This is a genomic window from Trinickia soli (assembly GCF_002879855.1).
GTDB lineage: Bacteria > Pseudomonadota > Gammaproteobacteria > Burkholderiales > Burkholderiaceae > Trinickia > Trinickia soli.
Genome location: NZ_PNYB01000015.1, coordinates 73,917 through 99,431, shown reverse-complemented (window position 1 = coordinate 99,431; position 25,515 = coordinate 73,917). Strand labels below are relative to the sequence as shown.

Sequence of the window (25,515 nt, the reverse complement as noted above, 5' to 3'; positions counted from 1 at the left end):
CCGCGCGGCGTCGCGGGTGCGACGTGGCTATTCGTCGAAGACGATATCGTCGATGTCGATCGGAGCGCTGGGACGTTCGTCGAGTTGTTCGATCTCCTCGACGATGCGATAGACGATCGCGACGGCCCGATAACAGTCGGGCGGAATCGTCGCCTGCAGTTCGCCGTGGCAATAAAGATGGCGAGCAAGGCGCCGAAAGCGAAAGACCGGTACCCGCTCCAGCAGCGCGCTATTGGCCATCTGCAACGCATCGTCATCTAGCGCCTTGTCGACGACAACGGGGGGCTCGGTGTCGTCGCCGCTGTAATCGAGCAGTACGGCGATGTGCTCAGGGTTGGTGACGAGTGCGCGCTTGCCCGTGCGGTTTCCCGTGCGTTTGCGGCCGGGATCGACGGCAGCCGTGGCCGCTTCGGTTTGCCACGCCCGCTGCTGGGCGCGGATCAGTGGGTCGCCACTCGTCTGCTTCAGTTCGTCCCGCAGTTCGCGGTGCGACATGCGCAACCCCTTGCGATGCTGTCTGATCGCGATGATTGCCGACAGTACGACCGGGCCGATCAAGGCGGCAAAGAGCGTTCGCGCGAACACATGCAGGCCGGCGACGCCGGCGTGTCGATCGAAGGTGGGCGATTGCCACGCGATCATCGCCAGGGCAATGGGAAGCTGTTCGCGCAGGCGCCAATAGGCGGCCGCGCCGACGATCCCTGCTGCAGCCAATGCGAGCACGACGGCCATGAGGTTCGTCGCGCTGAACAGTCCTTTGACGTGCCGGGCGGGATTCAGACGTTTGAGTGATGGCTTGATCGATTTGGGCGCGAACGTTAGCGTCCCGAGGGCCCAGGAAGCTGCGACCGAGGCGATGAGGCAGCACGCGGTGATGGGGACGAGCGTGATGGCGGCGAAGTACGCGACGTGACGGAGCAACGGCAGCCAAGCCCGCATGTCGACCGGGTCGCCGGACTGCAATTGGGCGAACACGGCATCTTGCAGTCGGAGCCAGCGATCGAAACCGGCGTCCGCGCAAAGAAAGCCCACTTCCACCGCGACAAGCGCGACGGCGAACCCTGTCAGGGCGTCGCTTCGTGCGACGTTGCCTTCCGCTCGGGCGTCATGGAGGCGCTTGGGGGTGGGCGGCAGCGGCTTTTCGCTCATGGCTTGCTGTAGGCGGTCAAGGCGGTCAGGAGCCGGATCGATCGCCGGTTGCGCCCGGCTCGCGCGGCAACGCGCCGGTCGCGGTGCCTGTGTGCGGCGTAGTGCGCATCCACTGCCGAACTTCGTCGGCGCGTTGTCCGGTGATTTCCGCAGCCGCATCGAGCAAGCGAGGCATCGTCAGCGCAATGAGCAAAACCAATACGACGCTTTTGAACGGCAGCGCCGCCACATAGGCGGGGAACCTGGCGTGCACGCGAGACAGCAAGGCGAAGCAGACCTCGATCGCGCCCAGCGCGAGCAGATACGGAAAGGCGAGCGTGAGCGCGAACTGCATGGCCGCCACGAGTAAAGAGCCCAATGGTTGCCATCCCATATGGGCGAGCGCCGGCAACGGCGCCAACACCGGCCAGAGGGTATAGCTCGTCCAGACGACGTCGAGCAAAACGGAGAAGCCTCCCGTGTAGATCAGAAAGACGACGAGCGCTTGCTGCAACATGGCGCCGAACATGGAAGCGTCGGCGGATGCCGAAGGGTCGAGCGCTTGCGGATTGCCGCCACGTTGATAGTCGACATAGGTGCCTGCCGCTTCGATTGCCCAGAATGGGGCCGCTATCAGGGTTGCGAGGGTGGCGCCGAGCGCCGCTTCCTTCGCCGCCAACGCGATCCAATCGGCGAGAGGCAGCGCAAGACGGCCGAGCGAGGCCGCAACGCCGGGCACGACCGGCAAAGCCAGTGCGAGTGCGACGACGGTACGGGCAATACTGTTGAGCGCGTGCCCGGCGAAGATGGGCACGAGCATGACCACGGGCACCCATCGCAATGTGCAGAGCCCCAGCGCGGCGATGAACGGCAGTGCCGACTCGATCGGGCTGCTCACGATGGTCGAGACGTCACGTTCGGGCGACGCTTGCCAGCTCGAACACGCGGTCGACGATTCGCATCAGTTCCGCGCCGACCGTGTGGCCAGTGAGCGCGACGGCGAGGCCGACGACGACCAGCTTGACCGCAAACGGCAACGCTTGGTCTTGGATCTGAAACACCGACAGAACGAGCGAAATGGCGATGCCTGCGCACGAGGCGGCTAGCGCGAGTGTAACGGAGACCTTGAAGGCAAACAGCAGTCCGTGCTGAAACAGGGCGAGGGAATCGGGCATGGGCTCAGCCGTGGTAGGAAAGGACGAGCGCATGCAGCAGCTTGCCCCACCCGTCCGCGAGCACGAACAACAACAGTTTGATCGGCAACGCGACGATCATGGGCGGCACCATCTGCATGCCCATGGCAAGCAACACGTTCGACACGAGAATATCGATGATGACGAATGGAATGAACAACAGCAGGCCGATCTCGAATGCAGCCTGCAGTTCCGACACGACGAACGCCGGAACGGCGATGCTCCAATCGTCGGCGCGGGCCGATGCCTGCGCCGTGTCGGGCCAGGTCTTCTTTGCCAGATCGAGGAAGCGCTCACGTTCGCGCTCGCTTCCGTTACGCAGCACGAACTGCTTGAGCGGGGCTGCGACCTGGAGCGCTGCTTCGATTTGCTGCGCGCCCGAACCGGGCGCCGATGTGAGGGCGCGCGCGTTCGCCATGCAGGCCGAGAGCGTCGGCGACATGACGAACAGGGTAGCGACGAGTGCGATCGAGTTCAGGGCGAGCGTAGTGGGCGCCTGCTGCACGCCGAGCGCATTGCGCACGAGCACCAGGACGACCGAAAGCTTGAGATAGGAAGTCGTGGCGATCGCAATGAGCGGCAACAGCGAAAGCAGGCCCAGTAGCGCAATGACAGCGAACGGATGCTGATCGAGGATCATGGTTCGAGCGATCGGGCGTTGCCGCGGGCCCAGTCGGTGATTTCGACGGCGAGTTGCCCGTCCAGATCGACGAGTTCCCCTGTGCCAACCGGCACGCCGTTCGCTGCGATCGTCACGTGCGGCGGCAGACTATGCGCCAATTTCAGCAACGAGCCCGGCCCGAGCGCGGCGAGTTCGCCGACGGTCAGGGCCAACGTACCAAGCGAGAAGGAAAGACGGATGGGGATCGCGGCCAGATCGATGGTGGCGCTCGCGCCTCGCGGTGAACTTTCGTTTTCGTCCTCTTGATGGTCGGAGAATGCGGCTGCATCTGCATCTGCGTCTGCAGCGTGGAGTTCTACCTCGTCCCGCGAATGATCGGCGTCGTGCGACATACCTTGAACCTCGAAGCATCGTTGACCATCGAACCAGCGAAGATGTAAGCGACATGCGCCAACGCACACGACTGTGCAGCCCGCCACGTCAAATGAACTTTCTGCCAGCCGCACTACATCACCGCGCATCAGCGCGTCGCATTCGTGAAGCGGCAGGGTGGTATGACCGGCGAAGAACGGGATCGCCGCATCGATGCGGGCCAACCAAGCCGGGATGGAAAGTGGGAGAGGGGCGCGCTCCCATTCGCCGCTATCGAGCAGTGCGTGCAATCCGTCGACCGTGAGCAGTAGCCGCATGGTCAAACGAATCGACGGCAGGCGGAGCAGCAGGTTGACCGCCACCGTCGGGCCTTCGTGCAGCGCGGTGCCAGCACGGGCATCGGCGACGGTGGGCTCGCCTAGTGCGCGTTGCAGTGTCGACGGCAGCGCTGCAAAGGCGTAGCGCGCCTGCGCCAAGCCTGCGTCCGACCGCACCCGGTCGCCGATATCGATTCCGCCGCAGGCCAGCAGCAGTGGGCCGTAATCGAACGCCAGCACCGGCCCGAAGCGGGTCGACAGCGCCAGCCCTTCGTTCAGCGGAACTGCGGGGCCTTCGTCTCGGCGAAGGAGCCACTGCGCATCGTCACCGCTCGGTAAGCGACGGACGATGCGATACGGCTGCGCGAGGCGATGTCTGGCGTTGGCGAGGGAATCGATGCGCCTCAGCGGCAGGCGTGAAGCGGACGGGGCGGATGCACGATTCATGCGCACCCGCGCAGCGTCACGTCCATGCGCGTAGGACGGCCGAAGGTATGCATGAGTCCGCATTCAAGCTGATGTCGTTGGCGCGAGAGCCAGTCGTAACCAAGCCGCGTGTCGCAATCGACGCGGATATCGAGATGCGATAGCTGGTAGCGGACAGCCATGTGAAAGCGACCGCGATCCGGCAGAAAAAGCGTTGTCCGAAACGTTTCCTCGCCACCGGGCAAAGCCAGGCGAACGGCGGCTTCGGCCGGGAACGCGGGTCCGTTGAGATCTTGCGCGCCTCGCATGCCACGCGCGTTTGAACGGTATTCGAGCGTCCACTGCGGATGCGTCCCGGCTTGCGAGGCCGTTGGCAGTGGATGCGGGCCGAACTCAGTGTCGACGCCGATCATCGCTGACTCACCTCTTCCAAGCGCTCGAGCCACATTCGGAGGCACTCGTGCTTGCGATTCATCTCGCGGCATTGCAGGATGCGACGGGCGTAGATTTGCCGAGCGTGTTCCCATCGTGTTGCGCACGCGCGAACATGCTCCGCGTTGGCTGCGAGTCGGGCCGCGTGTCGCGCTTGCCCCGCATGCAAAGCGAGAATGTCGCGGACCAGCGCTTGACGATTTCGCATGGCGCTGATGGATTCACGTTCGACTGCTTCCGTGCGAGCCGCCAGTGAGGCAAGTTCGATTTCCGCGCCCTGCAATTCGTCGAATGAGCGACGCCGTTCCCGGTCCGCTAACGACAAAAGCCGGGCTGCGCGCTGTCGACGCGTGTCGGACAAGCCAAGCAGCGCTTGCGAGATGTGCGGCGGAATCAGCCTCGAAGCGGACGATTCGTCCTCGATCGCGTGGTTGATACGCACCGCGCGAACCGCGTTAGGGCTCATCGACGGCGGCATGCAGACGTTCAAGCGTGTTCTCCCAAAGAGCGGGTATGCGGGTGTCTTGTCGAAGCAGATCGACGAGGCGCGGGTGCCGCGCGATGGCCTCATCGGCTGCCGCATCCTGTCCGGGCTCGTACTGCCCGAGCGCAAGCAGCCATTCGAGATTGGCGTGACACGACCACAACCTGCGAGCGCGTTCGGCGGCACGCAGATGAGGATCGGTGACGACGTTCGGCATCAGCCGGCTTTGACTCGCGATAATGTCCACCGCGGGAAACTGTCCGCGCTCGGCGAACTTGCGCGAAAGCACGATGTGCGCATCGAGCAGCGATTTCGCTTCGTCGCCGATCGCATCGCTGTGTTCAGTCTCGGTCAAAACGGTGTAGATGCCCGTGATCGAGCCGTCGTTTCGATCGCCCGCCCGCTCGACCAGGCGCGGCAGCATGGCATAGACCGAAGAGGGATAGCCCGATCGGCCGGGCGGTTCGTTCGAGGCCAGGCCGATTTCCCGCTGGGCTCGCGCCAGCCGCGTCAACGAATCGACGAGCAGCAGCACGTGCTTGCCGTCCTCGGAGAGACCCTCCGCGATGGCGGTGGCCGTAAACGCCGCGCGCACGCGCTCCATGGGCGTCGTGTCGGACGTAGCGCAGACCGTTACGGTGCGGCCGGCAAGCTCAGCAGGGAGCTCGCGTTCGAGTAGCGCATTCAGTTCTCGACCGCGCTCGCCGACGAGTGCAAAGACGATGGCGTCAGCGTCGATGCCGCGAGCGAGCGCCGCAAGGAGCGTGGTCTTGCCGCAGCCGGGGCCGGCGAACAGGCCCACGCGCTGGCCCCGTGCAAGCGTCAGCAATGCGTCGACGGCGCGCACGCCCGTTACGAGCCGCTTGTGAGTGGAAGGACGATCGGCGGCGGGCGGGGGCGCCGCAAGCACGCGGCGGAATGTCGAACCGGCAGCGGATGCGGTCGGCCCCGGCCGCATTGGACGACCGAAGCCATCGAGCAGCTGACCGAGCAAGTGCGGCCCGACGCGCACGCTGTGCGGCACGCCCAGTGCGCGGATCGGCATGCGCGGCGCGATGCCTTCTATCGAACCGAGCGGCGCAAGGAGCACGCGTTGGCCGTCGAAGCCGATGACTTCCGCCAGAATCGGGGGCGCGGGCGAATCGGAAGCCTGCAGTTCGCAAAGATGTCCGATCGCGCACCTGGGCAGTATCGCGACGATGAGCGTCGCGCTGACGCTCTCGACGCGGCCGTGGCACGCGACTGCCTGCGCGCGAGCAAGCCGCGCCTGAGCGCGGCAGGCCCATGCCGTAAGACGCTCGTCTGTGTCGCCAGGAGCGGCGCCTGCGGACCACGCGGTGTTCATGGGGCCGATGGGAGCGCGCGTCACCATGTCAACTCCGCGGCGTAGGGGCCCGTAAAGACGGCGCGTCCCGGTTCGATGCGCACGAGCGTGAAGGATTGCCAGCGGCTGCCCGGCATCAGAATGCGATCGTCGTCAGTCACGATAAAGCCGTAAGGCCCGCTGCTTGCACTGCGGATAGCGAACGGGGGGCGTTTGATGGATTGATCGGGATAGACGAGTCCTGTGACCACGCGCTCGCGCTGCGGGTCGGAGGCCTGGCCAACGGACGGCTCTGTCACATGTCGCGCGTCGCCGACCGGTTGCCCGGCCGGTGCGCTCGCCGTGTGGTGCTCGGGATCGGCCGTGGACTGCCCGCCCAGTGCTTGCATGGCGAGCACGGCTGCCAACGCTGCCAGCGCTGTCGCCAAAAGGGCGGCATCGGTCTTCGTCCGCAACGAGAACGGGCGCTTGGCCGATGGTCGCGTGCTCGCGTGAGTGGCAGCGGAAGGCCAGGGCGCGTTTTCCTCATCGCAGCCGATCAACACCGGGCCGGCGAACCATCGCGCACCGGCGGCGACCGTGGTGTGGGCGGCCTCGGCCGATGCGCCGCGCCTGTTGGCGACTGTGAGGGAGCGAAACTGCCATGTCGAATCGCCGGATTGTTCGAGAATCCCCGCATGTTCCGGCATACCCGGATCGAGCAATATCAAATCGTTTTGGCCGCCGCTGCCGATACGCAGTTCGTCGCCGTCGAGCGGAAGCGCGGCGCCGCGGTGTAGACCAGTAAGAATCCGGAGTTCGAGCATGGGTGCTTGCGCGCTAGCGTTGTCTTAGAGCGCCTTGGCGCTGATGAAAATGGCGCGTTGCTCGGCACGTGCAGTCGCAACGGGATAGCTTGCGATCAATCGTGGTTGAGCGCCGTCTTCGAGCGTCACGGAGGTCTCGAATTTGACGCTGCTCGTGTTAGCCCATATTTGCCCGGGCAGCCCCGTCGGCTGAGCCATCAGGAGGTCGACGTCCACGGCGATGGCGGTCGTGCGCTGGCCCTCGCCTGCCGCGGGCACGATGCGGGCGGTCAGGTCGAGGCGGTCACCGCGATGGCCACTGCGCCCGTTGGCCTGCTCGCTGTCGGCCTTGTCCGCGGGCGCGCCGGTATGCGAAGCCTCGGCGCCGATCGCGAGGACCGTGTGCGTGTTCATGCGGCCGACGAGCGTTTGACGATTGAGCACGCGCACGCGCTGCCCGGCAACGGCCTGGGCGATCCGGTTCGCAAACGGCGAAGGATTCGCGACGGATCCTGCCTCGTTGTCTTCGCTCGCGGCGGTGAGTGCCATGACGGTGTTTGAATCCGATTCGATGACGAGGATGTCGATCGAGACAAGCGCCGCGGGACGATCAAGCGCATCGATGAGCCGCTCAATATCGGCTCGCCAACTGCGCTCGGCCCAGACGATGACAGAGTTGGTGGCGTCGTCGGCGACAATTCCCACCGGCGAGATCGCCGATGCGGCCGCTTGATTCGCCTCGCGCGGCCGGGCTGTTGCGGGCACGGACTGGGAGCGGGGCGGTGCGTACCCGGCCCACTGGGTGAGCGAAGGCATCACAGAGGGCAGCGGCGGGACAACCTCCGATTCGGCCGGCAGGATGAAGGCTGGCTGACTAACGGCGGTGCCCGGTGCGAGCAACTCCCGAAGCAGGGCGGCGACGCCTGGCCGACGCGTCGAGCCGGAACCCGTGGGCGGGTCGTCGCCGGCTTTCGCGTACCGCAGCGGGAAAATCATCGCTTCGGGTTCCGTTGCCGCGCGCTGAGCCTTCGCATGCCCCGCGATGAAACGGCGTACAAGCGCCCGATAAGCACCGGGCCCCCCCACCAGAACGGCGTCTTGCCCGTCGAGCTCGCCCCAACCGAACCGGTCTTCGTAGATGCCGACCGCTTTCAGCGCGGCGCGTGCGCTATCGGCGCGCGTGCCACCGAGAGGGATGCGCTCGACGGACGAATCGTGTGCCGAACCGATGTACAACCTTCGATCCGCAGCAAACCATGAAAAGCGATGAGCGCGCGCGAGTTGCTCGAGGAAGGCGCGACCGGTTTCGCCGCGCACCCACCCGTCGAGCCTTGCGGGCCTCCAATCGCGTTGTGCGCCTGGCTCGATGCGCAGCGCCAGACCGTGATCGGCCGCGAAGCGATGCAGAACGTCGCGAATGCGCTGATTCGACGCGTCGAGCGCGTAGGGCGCGGCCAGCGGGTCGCTGCTCTGCGCCATCGCGCTCGCCGTGCCGAGCGGAGCGAACGCGCAAAGACCGGCCAGCAATAGACGGAACAGGAGCATCCGTAGCGACACGACCATCATCGGATTTCGTTGATGATCGTACGCACCAATGCGAATCGCATCTGCAGGTCGGTCGTTGCGCTCCAGTTTGCCAGCGAGACGCCGCGCAAAGACTCGACATACGCTTGCCACCGCGAAGGATCGGCGGGCGACATCGTGCGACGGATGTGTTCGGCATGGCGTAGCGCGTTGAGCAACTGCGTTTCGGCGAGTGGTGGTGTCATCGGGCTGGAGTGGACTGGTTCTGACAAGGACGGGAATGGGGACCCAGGCGCATCACGGGCCGCCTGTCCGCTCGAAGTGCCTATCCAGCTTCGAGCGCAGGCGAGACAGGCGCGAGCGGACGGTGCCGACCGGAATTCCCAGTATCGCCGCCACCTCGACATAGCTGACGTTATCGATGAACAACAGCTCGAGCATTCGCTGCTGCTCGACCGATAGCGACTGTGCGAATTCGAGGAACCGCAGGAACGTTTGCTTGACCGACATGCAGCGATCGGGCGCGCGGGTATCGACCAGTTCGTTTTCGTGATCGTCGAATCGCTCGATTACGAAGCGGTAATCGGACGCACGGCCCACGTGATTGCGAACGACGTTGAGCGCGATGGCGGTCAACCATGTCTTGGGCTGAGCAGTGCCCCGATACGACATGCGATTTTCCCAGGCACCCAGATAGGTGGATTGCAGAATGTCCTCGGCATCTTCGGCGCTGCGCACGCGACGGGCAATGAAACGGTAGATCGCGCGGCCGTGCGCGCGGTACCAGTCATCGAATTCTATGGACCGATCCGCAGCGGCGACCGATGGGACCGCATTCGAGCGCGTCGAAATCATGTTCGGATCGAAACTCTTGGGATGGCGATTCACGCATGATCGGGACATTCGGGCTCACTGAATCGTCATGGGAAAAAAATCAGACGACGTAACGTGTGGAGGGTCCGCGGGCCAGGTTGCTGCGAAGGTCGCATCGTTTTCGGCCGAAGAAACGGAACCGCGGCGAGGTCGCCGTTACTAAGTCGGCAATTCCGGCGTGCGACGTTGAGGCCGCGGAAGAGTGCCAGTTCAAACAGCGGCAAAAAAAGGGAGTCCTCTCATGACCATGGCAGCCGTAGTTCCCGCGATGTACGCGGTGAGTTCGCTTGCAACGCTTGCTTCGTCGGTCGTGTCGGCGCTGTCCGGTTCGTCGGACGCGGCGGCGCCGGACGCGGCAGGCTCGCCCGGCGGCTCGGGAGTCAATCAGATGGAGCGCGTCCTGAAACGGCAGGAGGCGATGCAGTTGAGGGCAATGGAGATGCAGACCGAGGCCAACATCCAAAAGATGATGACCGATACGGCGAACAGCATTGCAAGCGGCCATCTCGATTCGGGAGCCAAAGCTCAGAACGCCAGCATCAAAGCTGCGCAAGGCATTCACTTCTAACGTGTCACCCGCAGGTCAACGGGCGCGACACGATTGCGCCCGTTCGCGAAAGGCAATGAACATGATCGAAAGGCCAGATGGTTTCGCCACGCGCGTGGCGCAGCAGGGGGTTGCGGCGCAGTGGGCGGCGCACGCCGGAATGACATTTGCACAGGAGAAGCGGCACGTGGATGCCGCGTACGCGTTGGCGTTCATTCAGGGGCATGCGAAGAACGAACTCGTCAACGCGCTGCGAAACATCGGACAGCAACTGCGGCCATGATCGAAGGGAGTACTGAAGCGATGTTGCCAACCATCGGGCGAACGAGTGGGGCGCTCTATGGCGCGACATCGGAATCGGATTACCCGGGCGCGACGTTTGCCGTTGCACTGGCCAGTGCGCGGGAGCACGGCCTGCCGCCTTCGTTCGGCGGCAGCGAGGCTTGGGCGATGGGCTCGAGCGGCTCGACGCTCAGTGCGCTCGCACGACAACTCGACGCCGTGGCGCGTCACCGGGTGGAGGCGCAGGCGCGGTCGGAGGACATCGGCGCCGCTTGGGCCGCGCGGCCTGATCTGCCAACCCTCGCGGCGAATATGCATCGCCAGGCGCGCGCGATGGCGTCGTACAACATGAGCGTCATGTGGAGCGCGAAGCTCGTCGGCGTGACGGCTGGCGCGCTGCGGCAGTTGGCCACTGCGGCCTGAATCCTTCGATATGAGACGCAGAGCGGGCGCCGCGCTGAACGGCCTGTTGATGGTTGTCGCAATCGTTGCGTTATCGGGTTGCGAACGGAAAGTGCAGTTGCATCTGGCTTCCGACGTACGCAAAGCCAGCGAAATCGAAGCGGTGCTCGGCAGTCACGGTATCGACGTCGAACGCAAGGCGGAGAAGACCGGCGTCATGCTCTACGTGGCCGATTTCGAAATCCCGCGCGCCATGCGGGCGCTGCACGAGGTCGGGTTGTTGCGACCGGATCGTCCAAGCGTCGACGAGGCGTTGGGAAAGCGCGGCATTGCGCCGACTCCGCTTGAAGAGCGCGCGCGTCGTATCCATTCGATCGAACGCGAACTGGAAGCAACGCTGATGGACATCGATGGCGTCACAGCGGCGCGCGTGCGGGTCGTCCCCTCGGAGCGCCCATCGCCTGGCGCGCCTCTTGCGCCGGCCTCGGCTTCGGTCCTGCTCAAACATCGCGCCGGCGTAGATCTGGCGCCGCTCATGCCGGGCATTGCCCGGCTCGTCAAGAACGGTGCGCCCGGGCTCGCTGGCGAGGACGATCGTCGCATAACGGTCTTACTTGTGCCCGAGCAGCCGGTCGCGCCCGCAGGCGCCGTGGTGCGAAAGGGCGCCGCGAGGCCCACGGCGTGGTGGGTCGCTCTCGTGTGCGCAGCCGTGGCGCTCGGCTACTTCGGTGAGCGACTGCGGCGTCGTGTGTCCCGCCTACGGACAACCGGAGGGAAAACCGCGGCGCCAGGCAACGGCCAAAGCGCAAGGCAAAGCGAAGACGATCCAAAGGGAGATGGCGGAGGCAGGCATGCAAGCGCTGGTTGAGGCAGTTCCCCTGTTTTGGTCGGAGTCATGGCGTTGGGCCGCGCCCGGGTGGCATGATCGATATGGCGCCCCGAGGAGCGACCTCGATCGCTACGCTGCGCGGCTGTTTTACAGCGGGTGGGCTGATTGCTTCAGCCTACCGAAACGGTGGTCGGCACCTTCCGACGAGCGATGGATCACCCTTGTCCATGCGCCTCCTGACATCGTCCACGGCGTGGTGCGAGTGCTGGGGCATCTCGCGTTGCTGCGGAGCGGTGCGGCGGTAACACTCGCATGCGCCGACCCGGCCGATCGATGGTTGAGGCAAGCGCTCCGGTACCGCGACGCCAATTGCTTGCATGCCAGTGTGGTTGCGCCTTCGCGCGATCCATCGCTCTCGCATGCGTGCGGGGTGGCAGTACTGAGTACCATGGCCCGCAACGATTGGCCTCCTGCCGCGGCTCGATTCGCAATGCTGGCGCCGCCCGAGGTGCCCGGCGCGTCGGGTCCTTGGGGCGCAGCAGGCACATCGAACGGGTTGAACGGGGCGACCGAGGCCGGCGACGCGAGGTGTTCGATCCCGTCGAACGCCCACGCCACTGCACATCCGCTCTTGATCGAATCGATCCACACACGCCGATGCCTGTCGATCTGCAGCGCCGTGATAAGACACTGTTGCACCGAGTCGGCCGCCGGCTGCACGAAATGAGCTTCACCGCGAGACGCATTGCGTTGTCGTCCGACGACGACGTAAAACCCACCCGGCTTGTCTACCGATACGACGAGGTCCGGCAGCTGCGTGACGTCGCAGCCGCCGTCGAGCGCGCTCGTCGGGCTGCCGCCGCGATGGTGGCGCATGCGCGACAAACGGCATCATCCATTGATGCCGGCGCGGCAGCGGCCCGGCGCGCTCGCGAGAAAGACGCGGAGCTGGTGTTGATCACGCGGGCCCGGGCGCTCGAGGAATCATATCGGTTCGCGCATGCTTCCCTCACGCGGCATATCGAGGCGACGCTCGATGCTGTGCTGACCGTTGCGCTGACCCGCCTCGGTGCAGCTATCGAGCCCGAAGTGCGGCTACGCATCGTTCGCGATGAGCTTGCGAAAGCGGCAGGCCCACAGCCGGGCGCCAGCCTGCATTTATGCGCCGCCGACGCATCCACGTACTGCTCCGCGCGGCTGACGTCTCCTTGGCCCGTGATGATCGATGATGCGTTGGCGCCGGGGTGCTGTCGTCTCGCGAGCGACCATGGCGAATGGAGCCTCGACTTCGACGCATTGATGGCGTCGCTTTGTTCCCCCGCGCCTATCGGAACATCAGATGCAAACGCTTCGACGGATAAGGCGCTTTGAAATCTGAACATCGGCCAAGGATCGGGCGCCGAAATCGATTGCAAACCTCCACTTTGTTCCACTATTCGAGAATTTTCTTATTCGCCGATCTGCACGACGTCCCTAAAGTTCAACATTGGCCGGCCGTGACTATTATTTCTCGATAAGCGCCGACGTGCCACCTCACCGGGCTGGTCGCGAGGCGAAACCGCAAAGCGCCCGATGTGGCAAAGCGCGACGCAGCAGCCGGCCGTATCGGTGGCTCAATCGGGCCGCCGGCCGATGATAGAGGCATACAACGTCGTGAACAAACCATTGCAGATCATATTGGCGGAGGATCATGGCATTGTCCGCTATGGCATCCGGCTCGCCATCGAGGCCAGCCATGTCGGGCAAGTCATAGCGGAGGCCGCCAACTCCGACGAATTAATCGCCGCCGTACAAACCCAACCATGCGATGTGATCGTTACCGATCTATCGATGCCAGGCACGCGGACGCGTGACGGCATTGCATTGGTTGACCGATTGCAACGAATCCGCCCGGGTGTGCCCATCATTGTCGTCACTGCGCTTCGCAACGCGGCGATTTTGAACAAGCTGATCGCGAAAGGCGTGAAGGCCATCGTCGAAAAGGCGGGCGGCGTCAGTGAATTGCACAGTGCGCTCGTCGCGGCCGGGCAGGGGCGAACTTATGTCAGTCCCGGCGTGGAGGCGTTGCTGGCGCGCATGAACCTCGTCGGCGCACGCGTCGGCAAAGAAGCCGCGTTGACGACCGCCGAAATGGAAGTCATTCGCCTGTTCGCCGCAGATGGTTTGACGGCTGCGCAGATCGCGGAAAGGCTCAATCGCAGCGTCAAGACGATCAGCGCACATAAAGTGCGCGCGCAGCACAAGCTCGGGGTAACGACGAACCAGGAGCTGCTCGAGTATTGGCGAGCGCACGAGCATTGCCCACAGTGAATGCCGCTTTTCTTTCCGGCCTCCTGCGAGCCGGGTGTCGCGCGGCAGTCTGTCTCTTCACGACTGTCGTACTCGTCGCGTGTCCTCACCCCGATCACAGTGATTCGCCGCACCCTTCTCACGACCTGCACCTGCCGCTGACGCAGGCCGACCGCAACTATCTCGCGTCGCTGCCGCCGTTGCGGCTCGGTGTCGACCCGCATTGGGCGCCGATGGCATTCGTCGATCAACAAGGTCGCATTGACGGCATTTCGGCCGATTACCTCGATTTTTTGCAGAACACGCTCGGAATTCGCTTTCGCCTCGTCCCCACGCGCTCGTGGGGCGAAACGATCCGGCTCGCCAACGAAGGCCGCATCGATATCGTCGTTGCGGTGTCGCAGTTCGACGGACTGGCGCCGGGCTTTGCCTTGTCGGTGCCGTACGTGCGCTATCCGCTCGTGATCGTGACGGGAGAGACGGCGCCCTTCATCGGCAGCCTCGAAGATCTGGAAGGCGCCCAGGTGGCGATCGTCGGCGATTTGCAAACGGCGAGCGTCCGCTTTCCCGGTCTGCCCAGCGTCCACGGCGTGTCGGTCGGCTCGGCCGAGGACGGGCTGAAGGCCGTGGCGCAGGGACGCGCTTTTGCGTATATCGGCAATCTCGGCGTGGTCGACCGCATCGTGCGCGAGCGCTACGCGGGCACGCTGCGCGTGGCCGCACCGGCCGATCGCATCCAGGATTTATCGTTCGGGGTCGCGCCTCGCTTTGCGCCGCTGCTGCCGCTGATCAATCGCGTGTTGTCCGGCATCCCCGAGGCGGAGCGCGAGCGCATCCAAAACAGTTGGTTATCGACGCGCTTCACCTTCGGCATCGCGCCGCGCAGGCTCGGATTCGTGCTTGCGCCGATCGCCGTTATCACCGTGGTGTTTCTCGCGCTGTTGACGCTCAACATGCTGCGTCTTCGCAAGGAAGTGCGTCATCGCCGCCGAACCGAACGCGAGCTGGTCTTCGAGACGCGATTCAAAGCGCTGTTGATGGATACCGTGCCGATTCCTGTCTGCGTCAAAGACGCGCAAGGCCGCTACGTCGCGGTCAATCCCGCCTACGAGCAGGCTGTGGGCGTCCGTTCCGAAAATGTCGTCGGAAAGATGCTGCCGCCGCAGGGGCCGGGGCGGGACATGGACGTCGATGTATTCGCGCAGGCGGCGCGCGCCGTGATCGAGACGGGCCGTCCCGCTCAAGGCGAGCTGCGCTATCGCGGCCCCGATGATACGACCCACGAGGCCGTTTATTGGGTGCGGCTTTGCAGTGGCGAAGACGACGACCGTGCCGCGGTGCTATGCGCGTTCGTCGATGTTTCCGACCTGCGCCGCATGGAGCGCAGAGAGCTCGAGCATAAACGCCGTCTCGTCGAATTGACGCAGGCGTTGCCCTCCGTCGTATTCCAGGTGCGGCTTGCGCGCGCGGCACGTCCGCGTTTCGAACTCGTCTTTGTGAACCGTCGCGCCGATGCGCTGGTGCGGTCGCACGAGACGCACGCGGGCGATGCCTTCGCCCAGTTCATGCGCGCGCTTGACCGGAAGCAACGCAGGCGCCTGACCAAGATGTTCCTCAGGTCGGCACGCTCGTTGGAACGCGTGCGAGCCGAGTTCATGCTCGAGATGCCCGACCGTCATCAAGCATGGTTCCACGTCGAGGCCGAACCGCGCATGCGCGAAGGCGGCGGCGTCGAATGGAGCGGTTATCTGCACGATGTCACCGAGGCCAAGGAGTCTCACGCTGCCCTGATCGATGCGAAGCACGAGGCCGAAGAAGCGGCGCGGGCACGCGATTCGTTCATTGCGACGGTCAGCCATGAGCTTCGCACGCCGATGAGCGGCATCATCGGCATCTTGCAACTGCTCGATCACGACGGGCTCGCGAAGGACGATCGTCATCTGGTGGAAATGGCCGGCAATGCCGCCGATCTCTCGCTGAGGATCCTTAACGACATTCTCGATTTCGCCAAGAGCGACAACGGCGAGTTTTCGCTCGAATCGGCGCCGATGAGCATCGTTGAAATCGCGGAGCGGGCCGCGGGTTTCGTGGCGCCCGAAATCATGCGCAAGGGGCTGCGTTTGCTGCGCGATGTTTCGCCGGCCGTCGCGTCACGCCATATCGGCGATCGACAGCGTTTAGGGCAAGTGCTGCTCAACCTGCTGGGCAATGCCGTCAAATTCACGGAGCGAGGCACGGTGTCGCTGGCGATCGATGCGATCGACGAAACGGCTACGCATCAGACGTTATCGATACGGATTGTCGATACGGGGATCGGCATTTCGCCCGACGATCAGGCGCGATTGTTTTCGCCGTTTTCCCAGGCGCGCGGCACCGTGGCGAGCGGTTACGGCGGAACGGGTCTGGGGCTCGCCATTTGCCGACGGCTGATCGAGCGGATGGGCGGCGCGATCGAGCTCGAGAGCGAGCTCGGTCGCGGGACGACAATCACGCTGACTCTGAAGCTGCCACTCGATACCAGTGCGCCGCCCGTCGCGCCGGAAGACGGCATTGAGCAAAAATGCGGTGCGCAGAGAGCGGCCACCTCGGCCGGCGCCGCGCGGCGCATCTTGCTTGTCGAAGACCAGCCCATCAATCGCGAGGTGCTGCGGCGACAACTCGCGAACCTGAACGTGGTCGATTGCGATCTGGCCGAGGACGGCGCACAGGCGCTGAGCGCATACGGGCAGGGCGATTACGCGATGGTGATCACCGATTGCGCGATGCCTGTCCTGGACGGCGTGGCGCTGATCGGGAGCATTCGGCGTCGCGAACGCGAAACGGGCCGGCGTACCGTGCTCATCGCATTGACGGCCGATGCCACTTCGCGCCAGCGCGAAGCGTGTCTCGATGCGGGCGCGGACGAGGTGTACGTGAAGCCGTTGTCGCTCGATCAATTGCGGGCACTGCTCGTTCGGTATCGATTGCTGGATACGGGCGGCGCCGGTTTCGATGACGACGACCTGCGCGACGACCTTTGGCGACAACTGAGCCAGACGCTGGCCGCCGATCTCGAGACGCTTTGGGCGGCGTCGACTGCAGGCAACAGCCAGCGCGTGCGTGAGGTCGCGCATGCGATCGCCGGTACGGCGGCGTGGTTTCAATTGCGAGAGGTGGCCGATGCCGCCGCTCGTTTTCAACAGGCGTTAGACGAGCCTCGCGGGGCACAGGCTCCGCTCCTGGCGCTCAAGCAGGCGATCGAGCGTGCGATCGCCCATGGGAACGCCTCAGCCCAGCCGTGATTGCGCGCTGTGCCCGTGGCCCGGTCGTTGTTTTCAGGCCAGCCGGGGGCCGTTATCATCCGGTAACCAATCCACTACCGGAGGACGACGTGCAAGGGGACGCTACGCGGCGCAGCGGCGCGGTGCGAATCGGGTCAGGGTGGCGTCGATGACCGAGCGGACGGTTTCATGCGGTGTCGTCGTCCTCGATCTACGCGGACAGGTATTGCTCGCCCATGCCACGGAAACATCCCATTGGGACATCCCGAAGGGGCAGCCCGACCCGGGCGAGACGCCGCTGTGCGCCGCCTTGCGCGAGCTGCGCGAAGAAACTGGCATCGAACTCGCGTCCGCGCGCCTCGTCGATCTGGGCCGTTTCGCCTATCGACGCGACAAGGATCTACATCTGTTCGCGGCGCGTGTCGAAGACGGCGAAGTCGATCTCGCGCGCTGCGTCTGCACCTCGATGTTTCCGAGCCGCAGAAACGGCGCGCCGATTCCCGAAATGGACGCCTTCCGCTGGGTCGCGCCGCACGCGGTCAGCCAGTATGCGAGCGGCAGCCTCACGCGGCTTTTCGCCACAGCCCTTTCGCTGGCCGAACTGCACCAGACGTTATAGGGCTGTCGCGCTCACTTGGCCCAGCTGTCGCGCAGGCCGACGATGCGGTTGAACACGGGCCGGCCCGGCTTCGAGTCGTAGCGATCGGCCACGAAGTAGCCGTGGCGCTCGAACTGGCAGCGATCTTCGGGCTGCAACGCTTCGGCGCCCGGCTCCAGGTACGCCTGCACGACGCGCTTGGAATCGGGGTTCAACGCTTCCAGGAAATTGCGTCCGCCCGCATCGGGTTGCGCTTCCTTGAACAAGCGATCATAAAGGCGGACTTCGGCCGGGACGGCGCTTGCCGCGCTGACCCAGTGAATGTTGCCCTTCACCTTGTAGTTGTTTGCGCCTTCCGTACCCGATTTGCTGTCGGGAAAGTAGTTGCAGTGGACCGCGACGATATTGCCTTGGTCGTCCTTCTCTGCGCCCGTGCATTCGATGACATAACCGTAGCGCAGCCGCACCTTGTTGCCGGGGAACAAGCGGAAATAACCTTTCGGCGGCGTTTCGGTGAAGTCGTCGCGCTCGATCCACAGTTCGCGCGTGATCGGGAACGTACGTTGGCCTCGCTCGGCGTGATGCGGATGGACCGGTGCGGTGCAGGGCTCGGACAGATCGGCCGGGAAGTTGTCGATGATCAGTTTGAGCGGATCGAGCACGGCCGCCGTGCGCGGCGCTTTTTCGTCGAGATCGTCGCGCAGCGCGCCTTCGAACACACTCATGTCGATCCATGAATCGACCTTCGTCACGCCGATGCGGTCGCAAAACAGCCTGATCGCTTCGGGCGTGAAGCCGCGCCGACGCACGCCGACGATGGTCGGCATGCGTGGGTCGTCCCAACCGTCCACGTGGCCTTCGGTCACGAGCTGCAGGAGCTTGCGCTTGCTCGTGATCGCATAGGTGAGGTTCAACCGCGAAAATTCGATTTGCTGCGGCAGCGGGCGCGTGAAGACGCCGGCATCGGCCAGTTCGGCCAGCACCCAATCGTACAAGGGGCGGTGATCTTCGAATTCGAGCGTGCAGAGCGAATGCGTGATGTTTTCGATCGCATCCGAAATGCAATGCGCGTAGTCATACATCGGGTAGACGCACCAGGTGTCGCCCGTGCGGTAGTGGTGCGCAAAGCGGATGCGGTAGAGCACCGGGTCGCGCATCGTCATGTTCGGCGAACCCATATCGATCCTAGCCCGCAAGACATGTTCGCCCTCCTTGAACTCGCCGGCCTTCATGCGGCGGAACAAGTCGAGGTTCTCCTCGGGCGTGCGGTCGCGATACGGCGAGTTCTTGCCGGGCTCGGTCAGCGAGCCGCGGTTCGCACGGATGTCGTCGGCCGATTGGCTGTCGACGTAAGCTTTGCCCCGCTCGATCAGCAATTCGGCGTACGCGTAGAGCTTGTCGTAGTAGTCGCTCGCGAAGTATTGATGCGAGGTGCCGTTCTTCTCCCACGTAAAGCCCAGCCAGCGTACGGCGTCGACGATCGAATCGGCGTATTCGATGCTTTCCTTTTCGGGGTTCGTATCGTCGAAGCGCAAGTGGCAGACGCCGTCGTAATCGCGTGCGACACCGAAATTCAAGCAAATGCTCTTCGCATGGCCGATGTGCAGATAACCGTTCGGCTCGGGCGGAAAGCGCGTTTCGACGCGCCCGGCCCATTTGCCCGTGCGATTGTCCTCGTCGATGATGTTGCGAATGAAATTGGACGGCGAAGCCGCCGCAGCGTCGTTGCGTTCGTTGTTCATGCGGAAGTCGGAAATCGGCGGAAAGTACACGGGGTGTGCCCGCGGCAATTCGACCATTCTACCTAAAGCAGGCGCGCCGCTGTCCGAGGCGCTCGTCAGTCGGCGGTTTGCGCCCTCTGTTGCGCGCTGTAACAGGAGGTAAAACGGTTTGCCGGCCGCGGCGGCGCCCTTTTACGATGCGACCCGCATACTGCCGGAACCCTTTCGGCCCCGTCGTTTCCGTTCTCATACGCCTATCGGTCATGAAGATTTCGTCGCTCGCCAAACTTTCCGTCGTCGCCCTGCTGTTGTCGAGCCTCGCAGCCTGCTCGTCGATGACCCGCTCGCAGAAACATGCTGCCATCGGCGCCACTGCAGGCGGCGCGATCGGCTACGTGCTGACCGGCGGGCCGATCGGCACGATCGCCGGCGCCGCCGTCGGCGGCGTCATCGGCGCGGGGCGCTAAAGGCGCGCAAGCGGCATGGGGCGGCCCTCCCCCGAAACGGCCCGGCGCGACTGCGGCTCCGGGCTGCACGGCCGTTGCGCGAGGTTCATCGGAAGGCTCTGCTTTGAGCGAACGGTCGGGCGCTTATACTACGCGCGAACCTTCAAACGGCATGCGTCAGTGCGCATGCGGCTCTTCGTGCAGCGCTCCACTCGATGAATCAGGCTAAAACACTCGTCCTTCCCGGCTACGCAAACTCGGGCCCCGGCCATTGGCAAACGCGATGGGAGGCCCTGGAGGCGTCGTTCGCGCGCGTGGCGATGCCCGACTGGGATCACCCGGTGCGCGCAACGTGGTGTGCAACGCTCGATCGCGCAGTCGCGGACGAGCCGCGCGGGCCGATTTGCCTGGCGGCGCATAGCCTCGGTTGTTTGACGGTGGCGCAGTGGGCGCTGCGCCTCGCGTCATCTGCGCAACTGGGCAAGATCGCCGGGGCGTTGCTGGTCGCGCCGCCCGATCCGGCCGGCCCGGCGTTTCCGCGCGATGCCCACGGCTATGACGAGATCGCGCTCGAACCGCTGCCGTTCCCGTCGATCGTCGTGGCCAGCAGCGACGACCCATATGGCACGCTCGCCTTCGCCGAACGCTGCGCCATGGGCTGGGGCAGCCGCTTCATCGACATCGGGCCGCGCGGCCATATCAACGCCGAGAGCGGCCTCGGCGATTGGGAAGAGGCCCGGCGCTGGCTCGCGTCGCTTGTCGGCTGCATTGCCGGCTGATTAGTGGGCTGATTAGTGGGCTGACGGGTGGGCTGACAAGCGGGCTGATGCGGGCGGTTCATTGCTCGATTCCTCGCCCGCGTCATTGCCCGCTTCGTTACCCGCTTCATTGCCCGAGGAGTTGCCGATCTGTCGGCGGATCAAATCACCGCCTTGCCGCGCAGCCCGGCGATGGTCGCTTCGTCGTAGCCGAGCACGTCGCGCAGCACCGCCTGCGTGTGCTCGCCGAGCGTGGGCGGGGCGCTACGGACTTCGGGCGGCGTCGCACTCATACGGATCGGGTTGCGCACGAGCGGGGCCACCGCGCCGCTCGGATGCGGCGCCTCGACCCGCATGCCGCGTGCGCGCACCTGCTCGTCGTCGAATACCTCGGCGACATCGTTGATCGGTCCGCACGGCACGCCAGCCGCTTCCAACGCCTCGATCCACTCGCGCTTGCCGCGCGTCCTGACCATCTCGGCCACGATCGGCACGAGCACGTCGCGATGGCGCACACGTTCGGGATTCGTGGCGAAGCGCGCATCGTCCGCGAGTTCGGGGCGCCCGCCCACTTCGACGAACTTGCGAAACTGCCCGTCGTTGCCGACGGCGACGATGATCCAGCTGTCGCTCGTCCGGAACGCCTGGTACGGGACGATGTTCTGATGCGCGTTGCCCCAACGCTGCGGCGCCTTGCCGCTGGCGAGGAAGTTCGAGCCGACGTTCGCCAGCATCGCCACCTGCACGTCGAGCAACGCCATGTCGATGGCTTGGCCTTCGCCCGTGCGGTCGCGGTGGGCCAGGGCGGCCAGGACCGCTACCGTCGAATACATGCCCGTCATCAGATCGGCGATCGCCACGCCGGCTTTTTGCGGCCCGCCGCCGGGCAAGGCGTCGCGCTCGCCCGTGATGCTCATGAAGCCGCCCATGCCTTGCACGATGAAGTCGTAGCCGGCGCGCTCGGCGAGCGGGCCCGTCTGCCCGAAGCCCGTCACGGAGCAGTAGACGAGATCGGGCTTGACCGCTTTGAGCGATTCGTAATCGAGGCCGTATTTCTTCAACTGGCCGACCTTGTAGTTTTCGAGAACGACGTCGCTCGTGGCGGCCAGCTCGCGCACGATCTGCTGCCCTTCGGGCGTGGCGATATCGACCGTAACCGAGCGCTTGTTGCGATTGGCGCACAGATAGTAGGCCGCCTCGCGCGTGTCCGCGCCGTCGGGCGTTTTCAGGTACGGCGGCCCCCAGTGGCGCGTGTCGTCGCCGACGCCGGGGCGCTCGATCTTGATCACGTCGGCGCCGAGATCGGCGAGCGTTTGCGCGCACCACGGACCCGCGAGCACGCGGGTCAGGTCGAGCACGCGGATATGGCTGAGCGCTCCCATGTGAACAGTGTCTCCTGGTGTAGTCGGTCGGGCGGCCGGCGGCGCGGGGCCGCGCCGGGCTGCGGGCGTCGGGAGGATGTTACCCGAGCGAGCCGCACCGCTGTACCAGGCCGTTGGGCCAGACTGGCCGTCGCGCCAGATGCACTGCCGCACGTCTGTCCGCCCGCACGCCGTTCGCCCGGTTTTGGCTCGCATGAATCGCTGCATCCTGGGCGAATCGCTCGCTATGGGCGATGCGATTAAACAATCGTCATCGTGCGTTAGGAGGCGTCCCAGACGGGCCGGCAGCGGATAGACTAGCGAGCAATTCTGCGTTTCCCAGCGGCTCGGCACTTCGCGCCCGCCAAGCGCCGTCGGTGCCGGGAAGAATACCCAAAACACATCGGAGAAAGCGCAATGCAACATGGTCTGATCGTCTGGCTGATCATTGGCGCCCTTGCGGGCTGGCTGGCCGGAATCATCATGAAAGGGGGCGGTTTCGGCCTGATCGTCGACATCATCGTCGGCATTGTCGGCGCGTTTGTCGGCGGATGGCTGGCCTCGGTGCTGCACCTTCATATCGGTGGCGGATTTTTCAGCTCGCTGATTGTGGCCGTCATCGGCGCCGTGGTGCTCCTCTTCGTCATTCGACTCGTCAGGCGCGCCGTGTGATCGCGTCAGATCCGGGCCCGGCCTGGCAGGCGGGTCCGTGCGTCGTTGCGCAGCGCAGGGCCGCGCTTGCGGCGCGTGCGTCCGACAATTCCGTATAATGGGCCGTTTAGGGGAAAACGGCCCAGCGCCATGTGCATTGGGGCGCGGCCGGTTTCCAGTCGAGACCGTCCCCCCTCAGTTTTCTATGAAAGCCGCCGAAATCCGCGAGAAATTCCTCAGGTTCTTCGAATCGAAGGGCCATACGATCGTCCGCTCGTCGAGCCTCGTGCCCGGTAACGATCCGACACTGCTCTTCACCAATTCGGGGATGGTGCAGTTCAAAGACGTGTTCCTCGGCGCGGAGTCGCGGCCGTATTCGCGCGCCACGACGGCGCAGCGCAGCGTGCGCGCGGGCGGCAAGCACAACGACCTCGAAAACGTCGGCTACACCGCGCGGCACCACACGTTCTTCGAGATGCTCGGCAACTTCTCGTTCGGCGATTATTTCAAGCGCGACGCCATCCACTACGCGTGGGAATTGCTGACGACCGTCTACCGGCTGCCGAAGGAAAAGCTCTGGGTGACGGTCTATCAGGAAGACGACGAAGCCTACGATATGTGGGCCAAGGAAGTCGGCGTGCCGACCGAGCGCATCATTCGCATCGGCGACAACAAAGGCGCGCGCTACGCATCGGACAACTTCTGGCAGATGGCCGATACGGGGCCGTGCGGTCCGTGCTCGGAAATCTTCTACGATCACGGGCCCGACGTATGGGGTGGCCCCCCGGGCTCGCCGGAGGAAGACGGCGATCGTTACATCGAGATCTGGAATCTCGTGTTCATGCAGTTCAACCGTGATGCCCAGGGCAACATGACGCCGCTGCCCAAGCCGTGCGTCGACACGGGCATGGGTTTGGAGCGGATCGCGGCCGTCCTGCAGCACGTGCATAGCAACTACGAGATCGATCTGTTCCAGGCGCTGATCCAGGCGGCAGCGCGTGAAACGGGGGTGGCCGATCTCTCGAACAATTCGCTGAAGGTGATCGCCGATCACATTCGCGCGTGCTCGTTCCTGATCGTCGACGGCGTCATTCCCGGCAACGAAGGGCGCGGCTATGTGCTGCGCCGGATCGTGCGGCGCGCGATTCGTCACGGCTACAAGCTCGGCTGCAAGCATGCGTTCTTCCATAAGCTCGTGGCCGATCTCGTCGCCCAGATGGGCGGCGCTTATCCCGAGCTCGCCGATGCGCAAGCGCGCGTCACCGACGTGCTGCGCCAGGAAGAAGAGCGTTTCTTCGAGACGATCGAACATGGCATGTCGATTCTCGACGAGGCGCTGGCCGCGCTCGAAAGCAAAGGCGGCAAGATTCTCTCCGGCGATCTCGCGTTCAAGCTGCACGACACGTACGGCTTTCCGCTCGACCTGACGGCCGACGTGTGCCGCGAGCGCGGCATGACGGTGGACGAGCCGGCCTTCGACGAAGCGATGTCGCGCCAGCGCGAACAGGCACGCGCGGCCGGCAAGTTCAAGGCGGCGCAAGGCCTCGAGTATTCCGGCGCGAAGACGACGTTCCACGGCTACGAAGAGGCGATCTTCGACGATGCGAAGATCGTGGCGCTCTATGTCGACGGAACGGCCGTCGATGAAGTGCAGCATGGCCAGCAGGCCGTCGTCGTGCTCGACCACACGCCGTTCTATGCGGAGTCGGGCGGGCAGGTTGGCGATACGGGCGTGCTCGCGAACGCGAGCGTGCGCTTCACCGTGGCCGATACGCTGAAGGTGCAGGCCGACGTGATCGGCCATCACGGTTCGCTCGAACAAGGCAGGCTGAAAGTCGGCGATGTCGTCAAGGCCGAGATCGACGCGATTCGCCGCGCGCGCACGGCGCGCAATCACTCCGCGACGCACTTGATGCACAAGGCGCTGCGCGAAGTGCTCGGCGGCCACGTGCAGCAGAAGGGCTCGCTCGTCGACGACGAGAAGACGCGCTTCGACTTCGCGCATAACGCCCCGCTGTCCGATGAAGAAATTCGTCGCGTCGAAGATATCGTCAATGCGGAGGTGCTCGCCAATGCGCCCGGCATCGTGCGTGTGATGCCTTACGACGAGGCGGTGAAGGGCGGCGCGATGGCGCTGTTCGGCGAGAAGTATGGCGACGAAGTGCGCGTGCTCGATCTGGGTTTCTCGCGCGAGCTCTGCGGCGGCACGCACGTGCACCGCACGGGTGACATCGGTTTGTTCAAGATTGTGGGCGAGACGGGCGTGGCAGCCGGGATTCGTCGCGTCGAAGCGATCACGGGCGATAACGCCGTGCGTTACGTGCAAGGGCTCGAGAGCCGCGTCAACGCAGTAGCGTCCGCGCTGAAGGCGCAGCCCTCGGAATTGACGCAACGGGTGGCGCAGGTGCAAGAGCAGGTCAAGTCGCTCGAGAAGGAGCTGGCGGCGCTCAAGTCGAAGCTCGCATCGAGCCAGGGCGACGAACTCGCCGCGCAGGCTGTAGAGGTGGCCGGCGTGCAGGTGCTCGCGGCGACGCTCGAAGGTGCGGACGTCAAGACGCTGCGCGAGACCGTCGATAAGCTCAAGGACAAGCTCAAGCACGCGGCGATCGTGCTTGCGGCCGTGGACGGCGGCAAGGTCAGCCTCATCGCGGGCGTGACGGCCGACGCGAGCAAGAAGGTGAAGGCGGGCGAACTCGTCAACTTCGTCGCGCAGCAGGTGGGCGGCAAGGGCGGTGGGCGGCCCGACATGGCGCAGGCGGGCGGGACCGAGCCTGCGAAGCTGCCTGCGGCGCTTGCCGGCGTCAAGGAGTGGGTGCAAGGGCAGTTGTAAACCCGGTTTCATCGCTTGATCGAAGGCCGCTTGCAGATTTGCTGCATGCGGCCTTTTTGTA

General features: G+C 64.7%; 25 protein-coding genes. 12 read left to right on the top strand and 13 right to left on the bottom strand.

Annotated elements, in window-relative coordinates; genetic code table 11:
* Positions 1–27: 27 nt before the first annotated feature.
* The 11 genes from C0Z19_RS18080 to C0Z19_RS18030 form a co-directional block, all read right to left on the bottom strand.
* Positions 28–1,149, bottom strand: coding sequence for an EscU/YscU/HrcU family type III secretion system export apparatus switch protein (locus C0Z19_RS18080; protein ID WP_158243010.1), 1,122 nt, complete (start codon positions 1,147–1,149; stop codon positions 28–30).
* Between the two features lie 25 nt (positions 1,150–1,174).
* The gene (sctT, locus tag C0Z19_RS18075) at positions 1,175–2,026 is read right to left on the bottom strand and encodes a type III secretion system export apparatus subunit SctT (protein ID WP_158243009.1); all 852 of its coding nucleotides are present in this window, start codon (positions 2,024–2,026) and stop codon (positions 1,175–1,177) included.
* Positions 2,027–2,039: 13 nt separating this feature from the next.
* On the bottom strand, positions 2,040–2,303 hold the full coding sequence (locus C0Z19_RS18070) for an EscS/YscS/HrcS family type III secretion system export apparatus protein (protein ID WP_102611202.1): 264 nt from the start codon (positions 2,301–2,303) through the stop codon (positions 2,040–2,042).
* A 4-nt stretch (positions 2,304–2,307) separates the two neighbouring features.
* Positions 2,308–2,961 carry a type III secretion system export apparatus subunit SctR gene (sctR, locus tag C0Z19_RS18065; protein WP_102611201.1) on the bottom strand — a complete coding sequence of 218 codons (654 nt, stop codon included), beginning with the start codon at positions 2,959–2,961 and terminating at the stop codon, positions 2,308–2,310.
* Positions 2,958–3,872 carry a type III secretion system cytoplasmic ring protein SctQ gene (gene sctQ / locus C0Z19_RS18060; RefSeq protein ID WP_158243008.1) on the bottom strand — a complete coding sequence of 305 codons (915 nt, stop codon included), beginning with the start codon at positions 3,870–3,872 and terminating at the stop codon, positions 2,958–2,960. The genes sctR and sctQ overlap by 4 nt, the downstream gene beginning before the upstream one ends.
* Positions 3,873–4,075: 203 nt before the next feature.
* Positions 4,076–4,471, bottom strand: a complete 396-nt coding sequence (locus C0Z19_RS28025) for a hypothetical protein (protein WP_146012096.1) — start codon at positions 4,469–4,471, stop codon at positions 4,076–4,078.
* Between the two features lie 474 nt (positions 4,472–4,945).
* Positions 4,946–6,346: a FliI/YscN family ATPase gene (locus C0Z19_RS18050; RefSeq protein ID WP_233196180.1), complete on the bottom strand. Its 1,401-nt coding sequence runs from the start codon at positions 6,344–6,346 to the stop codon at positions 4,946–4,948.
* Complete coding sequence (locus tag C0Z19_RS18045) at positions 6,340–7,104, bottom strand: FHA domain-containing protein (RefSeq protein ID WP_102611198.1); 765 nt, start codon at positions 7,102–7,104, stop codon at positions 6,340–6,342. The genes C0Z19_RS18050 and C0Z19_RS18045 overlap by 7 nt, the downstream gene beginning before the upstream one ends.
* A 24-nt stretch (positions 7,105–7,128) precedes the next feature.
* Positions 7,129–8,649: a secretin N-terminal domain-containing protein gene (locus C0Z19_RS18040; protein WP_102611197.1), complete on the bottom strand. Its 1,521-nt coding sequence runs from the start codon at positions 8,647–8,649 to the stop codon at positions 7,129–7,131.
* The gene (locus tag C0Z19_RS18035) at positions 8,646–8,852 is read right to left on the bottom strand and encodes a hypothetical protein (RefSeq protein ID WP_102611196.1); all 207 of its coding nucleotides are present in this window, start codon (positions 8,850–8,852) and stop codon (positions 8,646–8,648) included. The genes C0Z19_RS18040 and C0Z19_RS18035 overlap by 4 nt, the downstream gene beginning before the upstream one ends.
* 52 nt (positions 8,853–8,904) lie before the next feature.
* Positions 8,905–9,495, bottom strand: a complete 591-nt coding sequence (locus tag C0Z19_RS18030) for an RNA polymerase sigma factor (RefSeq protein WP_158243007.1) — start codon at positions 9,493–9,495, stop codon at positions 8,905–8,907.
* Positions 9,496–9,721: 226 nt separating this feature from the next.
* Here C0Z19_RS18030 and C0Z19_RS18025 point away from each other — a divergent pair, with 226 nt between their 5' ends.
* The 8 genes from C0Z19_RS18025 to C0Z19_RS17985 all read left to right on the top strand — a co-directional run bounded on the left by C0Z19_RS18025 (position 9,722) and on the right by C0Z19_RS17985 (position 17,708).
* Entirely contained in the window at positions 9,722–10,048 is a 327-nt protein-coding gene (locus C0Z19_RS18025; protein WP_146012095.1) for a type III secretion system major pilin HrpA, read from the top strand.
* 61 nt (positions 10,049–10,109) lie between these two features.
* Positions 10,110–10,310, top strand: a complete 201-nt coding sequence (locus C0Z19_RS18020; RefSeq protein ID WP_146012094.1) for a hypothetical protein — start codon at positions 10,110–10,112, stop codon at positions 10,308–10,310.
* 20 nt (positions 10,311–10,330) lie between these two features.
* Entirely contained in the window at positions 10,331–10,732 is a 402-nt protein-coding gene (locus C0Z19_RS18015; RefSeq protein ID WP_102611192.1) for a hypothetical protein, read from the top strand.
* A gap of 10 nt (positions 10,733–10,742) precedes the next feature.
* Entirely contained in the window at positions 10,743–11,579 is an 837-nt protein-coding gene (locus C0Z19_RS18010; RefSeq protein WP_102611191.1) for an EscJ/YscJ/HrcJ family type III secretion inner membrane ring protein, read from the top strand.
* Between the two features lie 684 nt (positions 11,580–12,263).
* Positions 12,264–12,911, top strand: a complete 648-nt coding sequence (locus C0Z19_RS28270; protein ID WP_158243006.1) for a FliH/SctL family protein — start codon at positions 12,264–12,266, stop codon at positions 12,909–12,911.
* A 282-nt stretch (positions 12,912–13,193) separates the two neighbouring features.
* Positions 13,194–13,850, top strand: a complete 657-nt coding sequence (locus C0Z19_RS17995; RefSeq protein WP_158243005.1) for a response regulator — start codon at positions 13,194–13,196, stop codon at positions 13,848–13,850.
* Positions 13,847–17,110 (top strand): ATP-binding protein, encoded by a 3,264-nt coding sequence (locus C0Z19_RS17990; protein WP_102611187.1) that lies wholly within the window; start codon positions 13,847–13,849, stop codon positions 17,108–17,110. The genes C0Z19_RS17995 and C0Z19_RS17990 overlap by 4 nt, the downstream gene beginning before the upstream one ends.
* Positions 17,111–17,258: 148 nt before the next feature.
* A complete protein-coding gene (locus tag C0Z19_RS17985) occupies positions 17,259–17,708 on the top strand; it encodes an NUDIX hydrolase (protein ID WP_102611186.1) in 450 nt (149 codons plus the stop codon).
* An 11-nt stretch (positions 17,709–17,719) separates the two neighbouring features.
* Here the strand turns inward: C0Z19_RS17985 and C0Z19_RS17980 are convergent, their stop codons facing one another.
* Entirely contained in the window at positions 17,720–19,429 is a 1,710-nt protein-coding gene (locus C0Z19_RS17980; RefSeq protein WP_102611239.1) for a glutamine--tRNA ligase/YqeY domain fusion protein, read from the bottom strand.
* 242 nt (positions 19,430–19,671) lie between these two features.
* Between C0Z19_RS17980 and C0Z19_RS17975 the strand changes: the two genes are divergently transcribed.
* Both C0Z19_RS17975 and C0Z19_RS17970 read left to right on the top strand, forming a co-directional pair.
* Positions 19,672–19,875 (top strand): YMGG-like glycine zipper-containing protein, encoded by a 204-nt coding sequence (locus C0Z19_RS17975; RefSeq protein WP_102611185.1) that lies wholly within the window; start codon positions 19,672–19,674, stop codon positions 19,873–19,875.
* Positions 19,876–20,069: 194 nt separating this feature from the next.
* Positions 20,070–20,633 carry an RBBP9/YdeN family alpha/beta hydrolase gene (locus C0Z19_RS17970; RefSeq protein ID WP_102611184.1) on the top strand — a complete coding sequence of 188 codons (564 nt, stop codon included), beginning with the start codon at positions 20,070–20,072 and terminating at the stop codon, positions 20,631–20,633.
* Between the two features lie 140 nt (positions 20,634–20,773).
* Here C0Z19_RS17970 and C0Z19_RS17960 read toward each other — a convergent pair whose 3' ends face one another.
* Entirely contained in the window at positions 20,774–21,994 is a 1,221-nt protein-coding gene (locus C0Z19_RS17960) for a CaiB/BaiF CoA transferase family protein (protein WP_102611183.1), read from the bottom strand.
* A 396-nt stretch (positions 21,995–22,390) separates the two neighbouring features.
* Between C0Z19_RS17960 and C0Z19_RS17955 the strand changes: the two genes are divergently transcribed.
* A complete protein-coding gene (locus tag C0Z19_RS17955; RefSeq protein ID WP_102611182.1) occupies positions 22,391–22,645 on the top strand; it encodes a GlsB/YeaQ/YmgE family stress response membrane protein in 255 nt (84 codons plus the stop codon).
* 184 nt (positions 22,646–22,829) lie between these two features.
* Positions 22,830–25,454 (top strand): alanine--tRNA ligase, encoded by a 2,625-nt coding sequence (gene alaS, locus C0Z19_RS17950; protein WP_102611181.1) that lies wholly within the window; start codon positions 22,830–22,832, stop codon positions 25,452–25,454.
* Positions 25,455–25,515: the final 61 nt, after the last annotated feature.